Annotated in this window: 16 protein-coding genes and 1 tRNA gene; 7 read left to right on the top strand and 10 right to left on the bottom strand. The window is 65.4% G+C overall.

Features of this window, described 5'->3' with window-relative positions:
• Positions 1-9: 9 nt before the first annotated feature.
• From VXJ37_RS15380 to VXJ37_RS15355, 6 genes are read right to left on the bottom strand one after another with little or no spacing between them, the layout of a single operon-like run.
• Entirely contained in the window at positions 10-1743 is a 1734-nt protein-coding gene (locus VXJ37_RS15380) for a protein kinase domain-containing protein (protein WP_331323903.1), read from the bottom strand.
• Complete coding sequence (locus VXJ37_RS15375; protein WP_307305063.1) at positions 1740-3200, bottom strand: penicillin-binding protein 2; 1461 nt, start codon at positions 3198-3200, stop codon at positions 1740-1742. The genes VXJ37_RS15380 and VXJ37_RS15375 overlap by 4 nt, the downstream gene beginning before the upstream one ends.
• Positions 3197-4585, bottom strand: coding sequence for an FtsW/RodA/SpoVE family cell cycle protein (locus VXJ37_RS15370; protein WP_331323902.1), 1389 nt, complete (start codon positions 4583-4585; stop codon positions 3197-3199). The genes VXJ37_RS15375 and VXJ37_RS15370 overlap by 4 nt, the downstream gene beginning before the upstream one ends.
• Positions 4582-6285 (bottom strand): PP2C family protein-serine/threonine phosphatase, encoded by a 1704-nt coding sequence (locus VXJ37_RS15365; RefSeq protein ID WP_331323901.1) that lies wholly within the window; start codon positions 6283-6285, stop codon positions 4582-4584. The genes VXJ37_RS15370 and VXJ37_RS15365 overlap by 4 nt, the downstream gene beginning before the upstream one ends.
• Before the next feature lie 2 nt (positions 6286-6287).
• The gene (locus VXJ37_RS15360) at positions 6288-6770 is read right to left on the bottom strand and encodes an FHA domain-containing protein FhaB/FipA (RefSeq protein ID WP_331323900.1); all 483 of its coding nucleotides are present in this window, start codon (positions 6768-6770) and stop codon (positions 6288-6290) included.
• Positions 6767-7507: a DUF3662 and FHA domain-containing protein gene (locus tag VXJ37_RS15355; protein WP_331323899.1), complete on the bottom strand. Its 741-nt coding sequence runs from the start codon at positions 7505-7507 to the stop codon at positions 6767-6769. Before VXJ37_RS15355 ends, VXJ37_RS15360 begins: the two co-directional genes overlap by 4 nt.
• Positions 7508-7901: 394 nt before the next feature.
• Here VXJ37_RS15355 and VXJ37_RS15350 point away from each other — a divergent pair.
• A tRNA-Leu gene (locus tag VXJ37_RS15350) sits at positions 7902-7984 on the top strand.
• Between the two features lie 184 nt (positions 7985-8168).
• Complete coding sequence (gene rlmN, locus VXJ37_RS15345) at positions 8169-9401, top strand: 23S rRNA (adenine(2503)-C(2))-methyltransferase RlmN (RefSeq protein ID WP_331323898.1); 1233 nt, start codon at positions 8169-8171, stop codon at positions 9399-9401.
• A gap of 4 nt (positions 9402-9405) precedes the next feature.
• Here the strand turns inward: rlmN and VXJ37_RS15340 are convergent, their stop codons facing one another.
• A complete protein-coding gene (locus VXJ37_RS15340; RefSeq protein ID WP_331323897.1) occupies positions 9406-10137 on the bottom strand; it encodes a TetR/AcrR family transcriptional regulator in 732 nt (243 codons plus the stop codon).
• A gap of 81 nt (positions 10138-10218) precedes the next feature.
• On the opposite strand from VXJ37_RS15340, the gene VXJ37_RS15335 reads away from it, so the two are divergent.
• A complete protein-coding gene (locus VXJ37_RS15335) occupies positions 10219-11664 on the top strand; it encodes a flavin monoamine oxidase family protein (protein ID WP_331323896.1) in 1446 nt (481 codons plus the stop codon).
• 66 nt (positions 11665-11730) lie between these two features.
• Positions 11731-12213, top strand: a complete 483-nt coding sequence (locus VXJ37_RS15330; RefSeq protein ID WP_331323895.1) for a pyridoxamine 5'-phosphate oxidase family protein — start codon at positions 11731-11733, stop codon at positions 12211-12213.
• A 22-nt stretch (positions 12214-12235) separates the two neighbouring features.
• On the opposite strand, the gene VXJ37_RS15325 is transcribed toward VXJ37_RS15330, so the two are convergent.
• On the bottom strand, positions 12236-12844 hold the full coding sequence (locus VXJ37_RS15325; RefSeq protein WP_331323894.1) for a DUF6919 domain-containing protein: 609 nt from the start codon (positions 12842-12844) through the stop codon (positions 12236-12238).
• A gap of 60 nt (positions 12845-12904) precedes the next feature.
• Positions 12905-13531: a hypothetical protein gene (locus tag VXJ37_RS15320; protein ID WP_331323893.1), complete on the bottom strand. Its 627-nt coding sequence runs from the start codon at positions 13529-13531 to the stop codon at positions 12905-12907.
• A 200-nt stretch (positions 13532-13731) separates the two neighbouring features.
• On the opposite strand from VXJ37_RS15320, the gene VXJ37_RS15315 reads away from it, so the two are divergent.
• Positions 13732-14289, top strand: coding sequence for an NADPH-dependent FMN reductase (locus VXJ37_RS15315; RefSeq protein WP_331323892.1), 558 nt, complete (start codon positions 13732-13734; stop codon positions 14287-14289).
• A gap of 16 nt (positions 14290-14305) precedes the next feature.
• Positions 14306-14686 (top strand): VOC family protein, encoded by a 381-nt coding sequence (locus tag VXJ37_RS15310; protein ID WP_331323891.1) that lies wholly within the window; start codon positions 14306-14308, stop codon positions 14684-14686.
• 89 nt (positions 14687-14775) lie between these two features.
• Here VXJ37_RS15310 and VXJ37_RS15305 read toward each other — a convergent pair whose 3' ends face one another.
• Positions 14776-15177: a DUF5997 family protein gene (locus VXJ37_RS15305; RefSeq protein WP_141944755.1), complete on the bottom strand. Its 402-nt coding sequence runs from the start codon at positions 15175-15177 to the stop codon at positions 14776-14778.
• Between VXJ37_RS15305 and VXJ37_RS15300 the strand changes: the two genes are divergently transcribed.
• Positions 15176-15961, top strand: a complete 786-nt coding sequence (locus VXJ37_RS15300; protein WP_440589825.1) for a LysR family substrate-binding domain-containing protein — start codon at positions 15176-15178, stop codon at positions 15959-15961. The two genes, VXJ37_RS15305 and VXJ37_RS15300, sit on opposite strands and share 2 nt — an antisense overlap.
• Positions 15962-16083 lie beyond the last annotated feature (122 nt).

The following is a 16083-nucleotide window of genomic DNA, read 5'->3' as shown; positions in this document are numbered from 1 at the left end:
TCCCGAAGCTTACGGTGCGCAGGTCGGAGGCGTTCCAGGCGTCTGGCCGGCCGCGCAGGTGGGCAGGGGCGAGATGGGAGTGGGCCCCGCCACCGGGGACGAGGATGTTGGGGCAGGCGTCGGTGCCGCCGTGGTGGGGGCAGGAGCCGGGGCGGTAGCGTAGACGACAGTGATCAGGGATCCCTTGGGCACCGTTCCGGTCGGGTTCAACTGAAGTACGGTTCCCGGGGCAGCGGAAGTGCTCTCCTGTGGGAGGACCGTTACCTGAAGCCCCATGCCCGCCAGGGCCGACTGGACCTGGCGGTAGTCCTTGCCCAGGTACGCGGCCGGAATCACGTTCACGGTGGCCGGCGTGGGCGTGGGCGTCGGCGTGGGAGTGGGAGTGGGGGTGTTCCGCGTTTGGGTAGGCGTAGCCGATGGAGTGGTCGGGGTGGGGGTCGGCGACGCCGTGGGCGTACTGCTGGGTGTGGCGCTTGACGTGGGGTTGCCGGCAGGCGAAAAGAGGCCGGCCTGGTTCAGGAGGAAACCCACGAGCGCAAACAGGAGAAGCAGGATCAGGGCGATCAGTGGCCATGTCCAGGGGCTGCGGCCCTTGCGGCGGGGCTCATCGGAGGGCTCGTCGTCGTACGTCTCCTCCTCCTGGTCCCAGTTGCGCTCCGCAGCCAATGCGTTGGCCCGGGCAAGCGGTCCCGTCGCACGCTCCGCACCATCCGCAGACGCACTGTGGGCACCGGCAGCCATTGCGGCGGCAGCGCCGGCGGCACCGGCCCCCAGCACCGGCAGGGCGGAGGTGGCGGTGGGTGACTCCCGGTGGGTGCCGATGACGCCGGTGGGAGCGGTGGCGGTGCTAACGGGGGCAGTGATGGGACCGGTGTCGGCGTCGAAGAGAAGCATTCCGGGCACAGCGGCACGTGCTGCGCTGATATCGCCGTTGCGGATGGCCTCAGCAGCTTCGGCCAACTTGATGGCATTGGCCGGACGGTCCTTGGGGTCCTTGGCCAGCATCGACATCAGGAGCGCGCGCACAGGAGCAGGCAGGCTTTCCGAAAGTGGAGGCGGTGCGTCGTTCACTTGGGCCAGTGCGATGGCAATCTGCGACTCACCGGAGAACGGCCGGTGGCCGCTGAGGCACTCGTATCCGATGACGCCCAGCGAGTAGATGTCCGAAGAGCCGGTGGCCGTCTGGCCGGTGGCCTGCTCAGGGGCCAGGTACTGCGCTGTACCCATGACCTGTCCGGTCTGCGTGAGCGGCACCTGGTCGGCCAGGCGGGCGATGCCGAAGTCTGTGACTTTCACACGGCCGTCGGGGGTGATGAGGAGGTTGCCGGGCTTGACGTCGCGGTGGACCAGGCCCTGGGCGTGGGCGACTGCCAGGGCGCGCGCGGTCTGGGCGATGATCGAGAGTGTACGGTCCGGCGACAGGACCTGTTCGTGCTCGATGATGCTGCTCAGCGGCTGGCCAGGGACCAGTTCCATGACCAGGTAGGCCGAGCCTTCTTCTTCGCCGTAATCGAAGACGTTGGCGATCCCCACATGGTTCAGGAGGGCGGTGTGGCGGGCTTCGGCACGGAAACGCTGGAGGAAGCCGGGATCGCCCGTGTATTCCTCCTTCAGCACCTTGATGGCGACGATGCGGCCCAGGACGAGGTCTTTGGCCTTCCAGACTTCCCCCATGCCGCCGATCGCGATCCGCGTGGTCAGCTGGAATCTGCCGCCGAGGGTGATTCCCGTTGTAGGCCTCACTTATTCAACACCGCCTCAAAAATCTTCTTCGCGTTAGGACTGGTTAGCTTTGCGCCCGCGTAGATGTCTACGCCTTCCATGACGATCGTGACACTGACCTTGGGGTTGTCCGCGGGGGCGAATCCGGTGAACCACGAGTTGTTCAGGCCATTGCCCAGTTCGGCGGTGCCGGTCTTGCCGGCCACCTGGACGCCGGGGACTGCTGCGGACTTGGCAATGCCATCGGTGACCACGCTGGTCATCCATTCGGTGATCTGCTTGGCGATGTCGGGAGTGGTGGAGGTCCTCAGCTGCGCCGGCTTAGGCTCGTCGATCACCCGCAGGTCCGGGGACCTCAGCGTCTTGACCAAGGTGGGCGCCATCTGTGCCCCGCCATTGGCGATTGCCGACGTCATCATGTTGACCTGCAGGGGCGTGACGCGGACGTCCTTCTGGCCGATGGCCGACTGGGCAAGGCCTGGTTTGTCCAGGTTGTCCGGGAACCCGTTGCCCAGCGCATGGCCGAGCTTCAGCTGGTCCCCGACATCCTCGCCGAAGCCAAACTTCTTGGCCTGGTCCGCTATAGCGTTGCGCCCAAGGTCCAGCGCGATGCTGGCGAACGGGGTGTTGCAGGACTGCTGCAGGGCGAAGGCGAAGCTGGCAGTGTCGCGGGTATAGCAGTTGCCGCCGGCATAGTTCGGCAGCTTGTACTGGATGCCGTCGAAGGGCATCTCGGCGGGGTTGGGCAGGACGCTGTCCTTGTTGTACTTCCCGGAGGCCAGGGCCGCTGCGGTGTCCACAAGCTTGAAGACAGAACCGGGAGCGAGGAGTTCACCTGTAGGCCCGCTGACGTTTTGGTTCAGGTTGATGCCCGGAACCTTGACCAGCTCGTTCATGTTGGCACCCTCGGCCGCGGGGTCCTGCGTGGCAACAAGGTTGGGGTTATAGGACGGCTTGGAGGCCATTGCCAGGATGGCACCGGTCTTGGGATTGCTCACCACGATCGATCCGCGCTGTCCGTCCGGGATCAGGCTGTAGGCGAGTTGCTGGATCTGCGGATCAATGGTTAGTTCCACTGATGCGCCCTTGGGCTGGTTGCCCAGGAAGAGCTGGCCCACCCGGTCAAGGAAGAGCTGGTCGGAGTTGCCCGCCAGTTCGGCGCCCATGGCCTGTTCCAGGCCGGTGGCTCCGTAGTTCTTCGAAAAGTATCCGGTGATCCCTGCGTACAGTTCAGGCTGGGCGTAGGTTCGCTGGAACTTGCAGGTCTCGGATCCGGTGTCCACCGACTCGGCCACAGGGGTTCCGCCCACGATAATGGCACCGCGGTCGTTGCAGTAGTTCTGCAGGATGGCACGCTGGTTCAGCGGGTTGGTTTTGAGATCGTCAGCACCAACCACCTGTACGTAGCTGATGGCGCCGAAGATCAGGGCAAACATCGCAACGGCGGCGACCCAAGAATGACGTATTGCCTGGTTCATGCCTGCTTCACCGCCTCAGTTGGAGTATCAATTCCTGTTGCCGCTGCCGTTCCTGCCGGCGGAAGCGGTGTGGTGTCCACCGGGCCGCGCGCGGCATGGGAAATCATCAGCAGCAGTCCGACAATGATCCAGTTGGCCAGCAGCGATGATCCGCCGGCTGCAAGGAACGGAGTTGTCAGGCCGGTTAGCGGAATCAGCCGGGTCACGCCGCCGATCACGACGAAGCATTGGAGGGCAACCGCGAAGGACAGGCCGCAGGCGAGGAGCTTGCCGAATGAGTCGCGCGTGCCCAGCGCTGCGCGGAACCCACGGGTGAAGAACATCAGGTACAGCAGGACGATGGCGAACAGGCCGATCAGGCCCAGTTCCTCGCCGAGGGAGGCGATGATCATGTCACTGTTGGCGAAGGGAACGAGGTCGGGCCGGCCCTGGGCCAGGCCGGTTCCCACCAGGCCGCCGTTGGCCATGCCGAACAGCCCCTCGATCACCTGTCGGCTGCCGTTCTCGTAGACATCGGGCGAGAAGGCGTTGAGCCATCCGTAGATGCGCTGCTGCACGTGGGAGAACACCTGTGCCGCAACGAATCCGCCCCCAATGATCAGGGCCACACCGATCACCACCCAACTGATCCGGCTCGTGGCCACGTAGATCATGACGATGAACAGACCGAAAAACAGCAGCGACGAACCGAGGTCCCGCTGGAAGACGAGCACCCCAATGCTGACCAGCCATGCGGTGATCATCGGGCCCATGTCCTTGAACCGTGGAAACTGCATGGGTCCGATCTTGCGGCCCGCGAGCAGGATAAGGTCCCGGTTCGATGAAAGATAACCGGCGAAGAATATAGCCAGGGTAATTTTTGCCACTTCACCCGGCTGGAATGTCATGGATCCGAGCTTGATCCACACCTGCGCACCGAGGATTTCGCCGGCTCCGATGCCTGGCAGGAGCGGCATGATCAGCAACAGAGCGGAGGCTGCAAGGGAGATGAAGGTGAACCGGCGCAGAATGCGGTGGTCTTTCAGGAAGAACACGACTGCGATGGAGACCGCCATGGCGAGAAGAGTCCACCGCAGCTGGTTGTTCCCCGTGTCGCCGCCCGGAGGGTCCAGGCGGTGGATCATCGCAAGGCCCAGCCCGTTCAAGGCGACGGCGATCGGAAGTATTACCGGATCTGCATATTTAGCACGGAAGCGCAGTACGGCGTGGAACGCCAAGGCGGCGACGGCCAACAGGCTGGACTGGAACCAGAAGTCGGAGTCAAACGCCTTTTCCTGGTCAACGCCCACCAGCATGTTGGCGCCGATGCCCACCACCAGGGCCAGCAACAGCAGCGCCAGTTCGACATTGCGGCGAGGCTTGGGCGTAGTGCTTACCTGGCTCATTTGGCCGCCTCGCAGGTGATGGTGGGGGTGGGGGAGGGCGAAGGTGCCGGAGGTGCGGAGGCATTCGGGGCCGGCGGAGCAGCGGCGCTGGCAGGAGGTGCGCTGGGGGTTGGTGCGGAGGGAGTGGCTGAGCCCGATGGCTTGGGGCACTCCTCTTCCGGGGACGTGGTTCCCGTGAGTTCGAGGTTCTTCACGATCCGCTGGGCGTCGTAGAGGTCATTCGCCGGAACCGTCTGGCGGACCCGCTGCTGCGAGAACGGCGGCAGGGAGTCCATGCGGATGTCAGTCACGGCTTCCAGGGAGGACAGCTGGATGGGGCCAAGCCTCTGGGAGACGCCGTTGAAAATGGCCACCCGGGAATCGAACTCGCCCACGTAGTATCGGGTCTGTGTCCAGGCGTAGCCGAGCCAGAGACCAACCGCCACCACAACCACCACGGCCGCGGCCACGGACCACGCAACCCACCGGCGGGGCCGCAGCTGCACAAGGTTGTCCTCACCGTCGCCCGAAGGTTCTGCCTTATGGGTTAGGAGAGTAGCGGCACGCCGGGCCACCGTACGGCCGGCCACGGTAGGGATTGATCCGGATTCGGCGGCGGCCGCAGCCGCCCCGACAAGTTCATGCGGACGGGAGGCAAGTTCTTCCCGGAGGACCTCGGCAGAAAGATGTTCCCCCAAATTAGGGTCAGTGCTGCCGGATTCCGTGGCTTCGCCGTCGCCGGTGTCCGCGTCAGCATCCTGGTCATTCCCGGTGCCACCGGCCTTCCCCGCAGCGTCGGCGCCGGGGGCCGCAGCGGGGGCGGTCTCTTTATCCCCGGCCGGACTGGCGGGAGGGGTTGCGGAGGCCGGCGCGGCCGCACTTGCCCCGGCAGCGGGCTTGCTGCCCTGAAGCGGGCGGACGACATCGACGGCGGCGGTGCTGACGTCGTCGGGCGTTTCTTCCACGATGTCCACCACGACCACGGTGACGTTGTCCGGCGAACCCGCCTCAAGCGTCAGTTCAACCAGGGTTTCCGCGCATTCGTGCAGGTTATGCGTCTCGCGGACCGTCCGTTCCACGGCATGGCCGGCCACGTAGTTGAGCCCGTCGGAGCACAACAGCCAGCGGTCCCCGGCCCGGGCGTCAAGGGTGTCCAGGTCGAGCTCAGGGCTGGCATCCACATCGCCGAGGACCCGCATGAGGACATTCTTGTGCGGGTGGGTTTCGGCTTCCTCTGGGCGCAGCCTGCCTTCGTCGATCAACCGCTGGACGAAGGTATGGTCCACGCTGATCTGCTTGAATTCGCCGTCGCGGAGGCGATAGGCACGTGAGTCGCCAATGTGTGCGAAGTGCAGTTTGCCGTCTGCCAGGAGGAGTGCGGTAACGGTGGTGCCCATGCCCGCCAGTTTGGGGTTGATGTGCACCAGTTCCGAAAGCAGCGAGTTCGCCGTCTGGATTTCGTCGGCGAGGACCGTCCCGGCCTCGTCACCGTGGTCGGGACTGTCCAGGTGGATCATGTCCAGGACGGTAGCGGCGGAGGCGACGTCACCGCCGGCATGGCCGCCCATGCCGTCCGCCACAACAGCCAGATGGCGGCCCGCGTAGGCGGAATCGTCATTTTTCGAACGGATCCGGCCGACGTCGGACCGCGCCGCGAAGCGCATGATAAGGGGCCGCTCAGCCGGACTGGAGCCGGTTGCGGGGTTTTCAGGCACGGCCACGGTTACGGCCTCAATTCAATGACCGTCTTGCCGATCCTCACGGGTACCCCTGGCTCGACCGGCAGGGCACGGGTAAGTTGCTGGTCTCCAAGGTAGGTCCCGTTGGTGGAGCCAAGATCTTCGATGAACCAGCGGCTGCCCTGCGGGAAAAGCCGTGCGTGGCGGCCGGACGCGTAGTCATCCTCCAGTACCAGTGTGGCTTCCTGGGCGCGGCCCAGAAGGATGGGGCTGGCTGCCAGCGGCAGGGTCCTGCCTTTGAGCGGACCTTCAACCACCACCAGTTGCCGCGCCTGCTGTTTCACCGGCTGCGGTGGCGCCTCGGCAAGTTCCGGGTTCCGGCGGATCTGCCGGGCCGTGGGTGCGCCGGCCGCTGCCTTCCGGCCCAGCATCAGGTCCCGGCGCATGGCCGAGACGATGCTGAAAATGAGCACCCAGAGGAGCAGCAGGAAGCCGAACCGCAACGCGGTGATGGTCAGGTCGCTCATGCGTGGCCACCCGGGCTGGCAGGAAGCAGGCGGAAAATGATCTTTGTCCGTCCCATCGTGATGGTGGAGCCGTCAGTGAGTTCCGTGCTTCCGGAGACTTTCTGGCCGTTGACGTAGCTGCCGTTGGTGGAGCCGAGGTCCACTGCGCTCGTAACGCCGTTCGCCGTGCGGATCTCAAGATGTCGCCGGGATACGCCAGTGTCCTCGATGTGGATGTCTGCGTCGGATGACCGGCCCAGGATAATGGAGGGAGCGTTCAGCGAATAGCGCTGGCCATCGATGTCCAGCACGGGCTGGAGCCTGACAGGCGGCCTGCTTGGAGCTGCGGGGACGTTCGGCCTGGGCTGCGGGGCGGCCCCGCCCTGGGACGTCTCTGTGGTGGAGGCAATCTCAAAAACTCCGGCGCGAAGCCCAGCATCCCGGCGGAAGGAGATCCGCACGGGGCCCTGGAGGATGTAGCCCTGGCTGCGCACATGGTTGATCACCACATCGCAGAGTTCCTCGGCCAGGGGAGTACCCCATTCCTGGGCCCGGCCGAAGTCGTCATCACTGAGTTGGACATCGAAGACATTGGGTACCAGGGTGCGCCCGGCCGCTACTGTGAGGGCCTTGTGGTCCACTTCCCGGCGGAGCCGGCTGGCGATTTCCACAGGTTCAACCTGGGCTTTGGAACCGGTGGAGAAGACGCCGCGGACGGCCTTTTCAATGCCACGTTCAACCTTGTCCAGCAGACCCATGGTGCTTCTCCTTTCCCCCCGGCTCCGGGGCAGTAGTTTGTTGCTGACCAGCACCTGCAGGGCAGTCCACCCCTGCGCGGTTGACCCGCCGGCAGTGCCCACTCCTACATCCGATACTACTTGCCACCTCTGTGAATGACCTTAATCCGCAACGGCCGGCCGCCGTCAAAAGCCCGATTCCGGCACTGCCGAGTGCTGGCCGCGCGCCTTGCTGCTGCTGCCAATGGTCCTGCGGACCCCCGCTTCTTTCCGGTTTCTGCACGCTCTGCACACTGTCACAGAGCGCCGGTGGAGGCCGATTGGTAATTTCCCGCTCATGTCCGTTATGCTTGATCTCGCTGCTTTTACGAGGCGCGGATGCGGGAAAACGGTCCGGCTGAGTGGAAGAAGTTGCGCGCGAGTGGCGGAACGGCAGACGCGCTGGCTTCAGGTGCCAGTGTCCGAAAGGGCGTGGGGGTTCAAATCCCCCCTCGCGCACGCAGATGAAAGAGCCCCGGTCTTAGGACCGGGGCTCTTTTGCGTTTCCGGCATCTGACAAATTGCACCGCGGGCCGGACATTGCACCCACGGGTTCCCTGGGGGTTTGTCCGGTGGCGGGTGCTTTGGCGCCTAGTCCCGCTTACGACGGCGGCGGTTTGACTGCCGTGGGATGATAGAGGGGATGACTTCCCCCACTTCTCCTTCTGGAAATCCTGTTCGCGCGCCCCGGGAAGCCGCCGATGCGCGCCCGCAGGTCCTGCCCACCGCCGAGGGCTGGGAACAGGCCCGTACGGTCGAAGGCCGTCCGCTCCTGCAGTTCGCGTCCCCCCGCGTAAAGCAGCCGCCGGTTCACCTGGCTGACATGACCCTCGCGGAGCGCGGTGAAAAGTTGAAGGAGCTTGGCCTCCCGGCTTTCCGTGCAAAGCAGCTCTCCACGCACTACTTCCAGCACTGGACCGTGGATCCGGAGCGCATGAGCGACCTGCCCAAGGCAGGCCGGGAGGAGCTTGTCTCCCAGATGTTCCCGCCGCTACTCACCGAGGTGCGGCGCAACCGCACCGATAAAGGGGACACCATTAAGTTCCTCTGGCGGCTCTTCGACGGGGCGCTGGTGGAGTCCGTCCTCATGCGCTACCCGGGCCGCATCACCCTTTGTGTCTCCTCGCAGGCCGGCTGCGGCATGAACTGTCCCTTCTGCGCCACCGGCCAGGCCGGACTGACCCGCAACATGTCCACAGCGGAGATCGTTGACCAGGTGGTGGCTGCGAACCGCGTCATCGCGGCAGGCGAGCTGGGCCCGAAGGAGCACGACGACGAGCGGGTCACCAACATCGTCTTCATGGGCATGGGGGAGCCGCTGGCCAACTACAAGCGCGTGATGGCCGCCCTGCACCGCTTCGTGGACCCCTCGCCTGAAGGCCTGGGAATGTCGGCCCGGAATATCACCGTTTCGACCGTCGGCCTGGTCCCTGCCATCCGCAAGCTCGCGGACGAAGACCTGCCAGTCACGTTTGCGCTGTCCCTGCATGCCCCCGACGACGAGCTCCGGGATGAGTTGATTCCGGTCAACAACCGCTGGAAGGTGGATGAAGCGCTCGACGCCGCCTACGACTACTACCGCAAAACAGGCCGCCGGGTCAGCATCGAGTATGCCTTGATCAAGGACATGAACGACCACCCCTGGCGTGCAGACCTCCTGGGCAAGAAGCTGAACCAGCGCGGACGCGGCTGGGTACACGTTAACCCCATCCCACTCAACCCCACCCCCGGGTCCATCTGGACTGCGTCGGACAAGGAGGTGGAGCAGGAGTTTATTGCGCGGCTCCGTGCCACCGGGGTGCCCTGCACCCTCCGCGACACCCGGGGCAAGGAAATCGACGGCGCCTGTGGCCAGCTCGCGGCGGCCGAGGGCTAGCCAGCTACCGGTCCCGCAGCGCGCCCAGCCCGGAGATCAAGGCCTCCAGGCCCATCCTGAATGCCTTGTCTGCAGGGCGGCCCAGATCCTGTACGTCAGCTTCAGGGCGCCCACCCGACGAGTCCGCGTCCCGGGCCGAACTCCGCACCGCTGCGGTGAAATAGGGCGTGGCGTCGGCCATCGACCCCGACTCGAAGATGTCTTCCGGTGCCGTGACGTCGTATGCAGAGCCGAAGATGAACGACTCCAGCGCCACGATCGCGGGAACTATGCGCTCCTGCGGGAAGCCGGCGTCGGAAAAGCCCTTGCTGACGGTCTCGTACATGGCCAGCGTTTGGGGCGCGTCCGTGACCGGCAGGACTGCAATGACGGGGATCAGCGGAGTGTGCTCCGCGAAGACGTTCCGGTAGCTCCAGGCCCAGGTGCGGACCGCGTCCTCCCAGCTTCCGGCCGCGAAGGCTGAAACGTCCACGAGCGACATCAGATGGTCTTCCACCAGCAGGAGCACGTCCTGCTTTGAGGCGACATGGTTGTAAAGGGCGGACGGCGCCACGTCGAGGATCTTGGCCAGGGCTGCCATGGTGAGCCCTTCATAGCCCTTGCGGCTGACCAGTTCCAGCGCTGCCGCCGTGATTCCCGACTTGTCCAGCACCGCCGCCGACGGGCGCCCGGCCCGTCTTCTTTGCCCTGCCCCGTTGCTGGTGGGGCGCTCCCGTGCGGCTGATACTGCCGGCATTGCTGCCCTTTCGTTGACGTCCCCTGCATTATTCCACCCGGTACTTCCGCTCCCGGCAGGCACCGGTTATAGTTCTAATAAATGAATGGCATTCATTTAGTGGTCCCCGTCACGAAGGGCCGCAGAGAGGACATCATGCTGAACCTGAACCGCGACGTCGTAGTCGTTGGAGCCGGACCGTCCGGACTCACGGCCGCCCGCGAATTGAAGAAGGCGGGCCTCACGGTCGCCGTGCTTGAGGCCCGCGACCGCGTGGGCGGCCGCACCTGGACGGACACGGTGGACGGCGCCATGCTCGAAATCGGCGGCCAGTGGGTTTCCCCTGACCAGACCGCCCTCCTGGAGCTGCTGGAGGAACTGAACCTTGAGACCTACCCGCGCTACCGCGACGGGGAGTCCATCTACATCGGCACGGACGGCTCAGCCATTCGCTACACGGGCGACACCTTCCCCGTGGACGCCCAGACCGCCGTCGAAATGGACCGCCTGGTGGCCCTCCTTGACGGACTTGCCGCCGAGATCGGACCAACAGAGCCGTGGGCACACCCCAAAGCCCGCGAGCTGGACACCATTTCCTTCCATCACTGGCTGCGGCAGAACTCAGCCAACGAGGAAGCCTGCAGGAATATCGGCCTGTTCATCGCCGGCGGGATGCTCACAAAGCCTGCGCATGCCTTCTCCGCTCTTCAGGCAATCCTGATGGCCGCATCCGCGGGCTCGTTCACCCATTTGACGGACGAGGATTTCATCCTGGACCGTCGCGTGGTGGGCGGGATGCAGCAGGTTTCCCTGCTGCAGGCGCAGGAGCTGGGCGGCGACGTCGTCCTCAACTCGCCGGTTCGCACCATCAACTGGGAGCCGGACGCCGACGGCGGCCACCGCGCCACCGTGGAATCGGACCGGGCCACTGTCAACGCCCGCTTCGTGATCATGGCCGTGCCGCCCAACCTCTACTCGCGCGTCTCCTTTAACCCGCCGCTGCCGCGCCGGCAGCACCAGATGCACCAGCACCAGTCCCTGGGCCTGGTCATCAAGGTGCACGCCGTCTACAGCACCCCGTTCTGGCGCGAAAAGGGCCTGTCCGGGACAGGCTTCGGCGCCGATGCCCTGGTCCAGGAGGTCTACGACAACACCAACCATGGAGACGCGCGGGGCACCCTGGTGGGCTTCGTCTCGGACGAGAAGGCCGACGCCATGTTCGAGCTGAGCGCCGAAGACCGCCGCAAAGCCATCCTGGAATCCATCGCCGGCTACCTGGGCGAGGAGGCACTGACCCCGGAGGTCTACTACGAGTCGGACTGGGGCTCGGAGGAATGGACCCGCGGCGCCTACGCGGCCAGCTATGACCTGGGGGGCCTCCACCGCTACGGCAAAGACCAGCATGCTCCGGTAGGCCCCATCTACTGGTCCTCGTCCGACCTTGCTGCCGAGGGGTACCAGCACGTTGACGGCGCCATCCGCATGGGCCGCATCACTGCGGCGCGCATCGTGGAGATGGCGAAGATTCCAGTGACCGCCGACTGGTAAATAAGCATGCTTACTAATAGGCTGGCGGCGGGGAGCGTCCCCGACTTCAGACGAACGAGGTGAGGCATGACTGACGCCCAGAGCATCAGCAAGGTTACGGAGATCATCAACGATTCCAGGATCGGGATGGTTACCACCATCAATGAAGAAGGCGCCCTCGTCAGCCGGCCGCTGGCCGTCCAGGAGGTAAAAGACGACGGCGACATGTGGTTTTTCACGGGCCTTGGCACCTCCCAGGTTGCGCATGTCCGGGCTGATTCGCGCGTTAACGTCTCCTTTGGCAAGAACACGGAGTGGGTTTCCGTGGCCGGCACAGCAGAGGTAGTCACGGACCGGGCCAAAATCCGCGAGCTGTGGAACCAGGCCGTTGAAGCCTGGTTCCCGGACGGACCGGACACCCCCGAGGTGTGCCTGCTGCACATCGACTCGGACTCCGCTGAGTACTGGACCAGCCCGGGCGGCACGGCTGCCACGGTCCTGCAATGGGTCAAGTCCAAGGTCACCCATGACCGGATGAGTGTCGGCGAAAGCGGCACCGTGGAACTCTAGTTCCGGATGGTGGGCGGGGCGGCTAAGGCTGCTCCGCCCCTTTCAATGCCTGGAGGACCGCCGGAAACAGCACGCCGCTCCGCCCCCAGACCGGGTCCAGGATTTCCACATACCAGGAGTGCGCGAGCAGCAGCGCCAGGGCATCATTGGTTTCCTCTGCCCAGTCCCGGATCTGCGCCTCCTCCACGGGGTTCTCGCTGGACCCCAGCACGGTGGTGATTTCAGCTCCTGCGACCGTCACGGGGATGGCGGCACTGCTGGCCTCGCCCGGCGCATGGGCAACGGCCACCAGGTCGGTGCGGATGGACAGCGCCAGCAACTGGCCTGCAACCGCTGTGCTGCAAAAACCGGTGACGTACTCACGCTGCGCCGCCCCCTCGGCCAGGATGCCCGGCTGCGATTCCTTGGTGAACAGTCCGTTGCGGTTCAGGCCGGCCAGCGCCGGGGCGATCGGCCTGGTCTCGTCGTCGAACTCCGCGGCCAAATGTCCCGGCTGATAGGAACTGCCGCCCTCCAGCCAGCGGGCAGTCAACTCGCCGGCAGCCTCCAGGGTGGTGGCCTGCCGCCAGACACCGCGGTCCTCCAGCCGGCGGCCGTACTCGTCATGGACCGGCAATTCCTCAGGCTTCATCCTGGGATGCTACCGCCGGTCCGCGGGGCGGCCGCAACCCGGCCGACACAGCAGTTAACCTCAACCGGCCTGCTCCGAAGACAAGGCGGCGGGAAGTCCCGCAGACCGTTCCGCCGCGGCCAGGGAAGCGGCCAGGCTCCCCACGGCGTCCGGGTAACCCCTGTGCCCGGCCGTCCGCAGCCGGTCCGCCGTCCGCATGGCCTTGATCAGTGCCGATGTTTCAGGCAGCCGGACGTCGGACAGTGCCGGATAGTCGATGCTGTAGGCGGGATTAAGTTCGTAACGGCGCCAGCGCACTATCAGTTCATCATGCTGCGCGCTGGCAGCCCGGTGCGCTGAAAGCTGCTGCCGCTGTTCACGCCGGGCGCCGCACCAAGTGAGGAAATGCGGGCTGCCACGGTAGGCCGCAATCCCGGCAACGGCGCCCGCCCCTGCCAGCAGCAGGCCCGCCCACTGCGAGACCAGCGAGGAAATGATCAATGCGGGGAGGACCACGCAGGAGCCCAGGAACACGTCCCAAAACACCTGGTCCGGAGCCTCCGGCGCGCTGCCCGTTGGAGCCAGCGTCCGGCGTCGTACAACGAAGACGGTGCCCGCCACGCCGGCGACCAGCACGGGACCGCACAGCAGGACCGCCCACGCACCCTGAAGCAGCCCGTTCATCACAGATTCCGCCACGACTGACATCCCGCACCTCCAGTGCCCGCCATTCCCCTTAACGGCCCGGCCCCGGCCGGAAAGCCCGGGCTGGTCCTTCCATTGGACCGCCTTCCGACAGGGGGGTCAATGCCCTGGCGCGCTGGAATAAAAGCCGGCCAGCCGGACATTTTGCTTAATATGGGCCTTCCCCTACAGGTCCACGGTCCTGTCCGGAAAGGAGGACGGTGATGGTACGGATCGCAGTAGTGGCGGGCAGCACCCGTCCCGGGCGGCACAGCAGGCAGGTGGCGGACTGGGTGCTCCAGCGCGCGGGGAAACGCGCCGGCGCGACCTTCGACCTGCTGGACGTTGCGGATTTCAATCTTCCCCTCCTGGACGAGCCAATGCCGCCGTCGCGGGGCAACTACCAGCACGAACACACGAAAAGGTGGGCCGCGGCCGTCAACGGGTTTGATGGCTACCTCTTTGTCACGGCCGAATACAACCACTCCGTGCCCGGCGCCCTGAAGAACGCGCTGGACTTCCTGTACGCGGAATGGAACAACAAGGCTGCCGGCTTTGTGAGCTACGGGAGCGCCGGCGGCATCCGGGCCGTGGAACACCTCAGGCTTATTGCGGCCGAACTCCAGATGGCCGACGTCCGGGCCCAGGTATCCCTGCCGTTCGCCACGGAGTTCCAGGGTTACGCGGCCTTCACCCCCTCCGAGACCGCGGAACAGGCTTTGCAGACGTTGTTTGACCAGCTGATTTCGTGGTCGGAAGCCCTGCAGGCCGTCAGGGCCTGACCGGTACCGTGGGAGCATGCGAATCAAAATGTGCAGCATCCACGTCCAGGATCCCGCGGCCGCCCACGCCTTCTATACCGGGACGCTCGGCTTTGACACCCTTATGGCCATGCCGGAGCACAACCTCTACATCATCAAGGATCCCGGAGCGGATGACGGCTCGGTGGGGCTGCTCCTGGAACCCAGCGACAATCCCATCGGAGCCGCTTACATGAACGCGGTGCGGGAGGCGGGACTTCCCGCCATCGTCTTCGGGGTTCCGGACGTTCAGGCGGAGTATGACCGGCTGGTGGCCGCGGGGGTCAGCTTCAAAAGCCCGCCTGCCACGGATCCGTTCGGGACCAGCGCCGTGTTCGACGACGGCTGCGGCAACTACGTGCAGATCCACCAGGACTAACGGTCCGGACGCAACAGAAGCCTGTTCGCGCGTCCGGACGTCCAGGGGCCAGGCGGGCGAACAAGCTTCTGAAATGCGGCTGCGGGCTATCAGGCCTGGGCGCGGTCCTTCTTGGCCTGCTTCTTTGCGGCTTCTTCCTTGACCCGCTGGGCTTCGGCGCGGACGGCCGCGTGCGTGGCCCGCTCGGTGACCAGCCACTGCGGGGGAGCCTGGAGCAGCGCGGTGATCTCCGCCGTCGTCAACGCTTCCTCAACCCCGCCGCGGGCAAGGCCGCTGATGGACACATTCAGCTTCTGGGCGACAACCGGGCGGGGGTGGGGACCGTTGCGGCGCAGCTCGGCCAGCCATTCCGGCGGGTTGGCCTGGAGTTCGGCGAATTCCTCGCGGGTGATGGTTGAATCCTGGAACTCCTGCGGAGCTGCCGGCAGGTAGATGCCAAGTTTCTTGGCTACGGTGGCCGGCTTCATGGACTGGGAGTTTGCAGAGGTCATGCTTCAAGGGTATCCGGGCGGCGGGTACTGTGAAGACGTGCCCGCCGACGATTCCCCCACGACTGATGCCCAAGCCGCCCCTGACGAGGCGGCGCCGCGGGTGCTCCGCATCACCTATGTGGCAGGGGTAACGCCCGGCAAGTGGATCCGCCGGTGGGAGGAGCGGATGCCCAATATTCCTCTTCAGGCATTCATGGTCGACGACGGAGCCCAAATTGGCGGCCTCCGCGATGGCAGCGCGGACATGGGCTTCGTCCGCCTTCCCGTGGAGCGGGAGGGCCTGAGTGTCATCCCCCTCTATGAGGAGCAACCGGTGGTGGTGGCACCGAAAGGCCACGAGATCTCGGTGTTCGAGGAAGTGGCCCTTGGCGACCTTGACCAGGAATCCTTCCTTGACGTCGGGACCCTGGGTGGACCGGAGGCTGCGCTGCAGGTGGTTGCTGCGGGCGCCGGCCTGGTGATCCTCCCCATGTCCGTGGCGCGCCACTTCAACGTCAAGGACACCGTGGCGCGAAGGCTCACAGGCGCGGGCGGCACCGGGATTGCGCTGGCGTGGCCCGCGGAGGCCACCGACGAGGTACTTGAGGAGTTCATCGGCATCGTGCGCGGGCGTACCGCGCAGAGTTCGCGCCAACCCTCCGCCCAGTCGGCAAAGGTGAAGAAGGAGCCCAAACCCGACCGCAGGGGGACCGGCGCCAAAAAAGCGCCCAAGGTGGCGCAGCGCTATGCGCCCAACCCGGACAAGGGCCGCGGCAGGGGTTCACGGAAAAAGGGTAAACGCTAGCCCGGCCTTGAGCAGCAGTGAAGCCGGCCCGCAGGGTGCGGACCGGCTTCACTGGTGTTACTGGTCAGCCACGCAGGCTAGGTGTTTTGGATGTTGTCTTTGGCGTCTGTTGCGTGGTCTTT

Source organism: Pseudarthrobacter phenanthrenivorans, assembly GCF_036455295.1.
Taxonomy (GTDB): domain Bacteria; phylum Actinomycetota; class Actinomycetes; order Actinomycetales; family Micrococcaceae; genus Arthrobacter; species Arthrobacter phenanthrenivorans_C.
The sequence above is the reverse complement of the archived record's forward strand: the minus strand, read 5'-3'. Positions and strand labels throughout refer to the sequence as shown.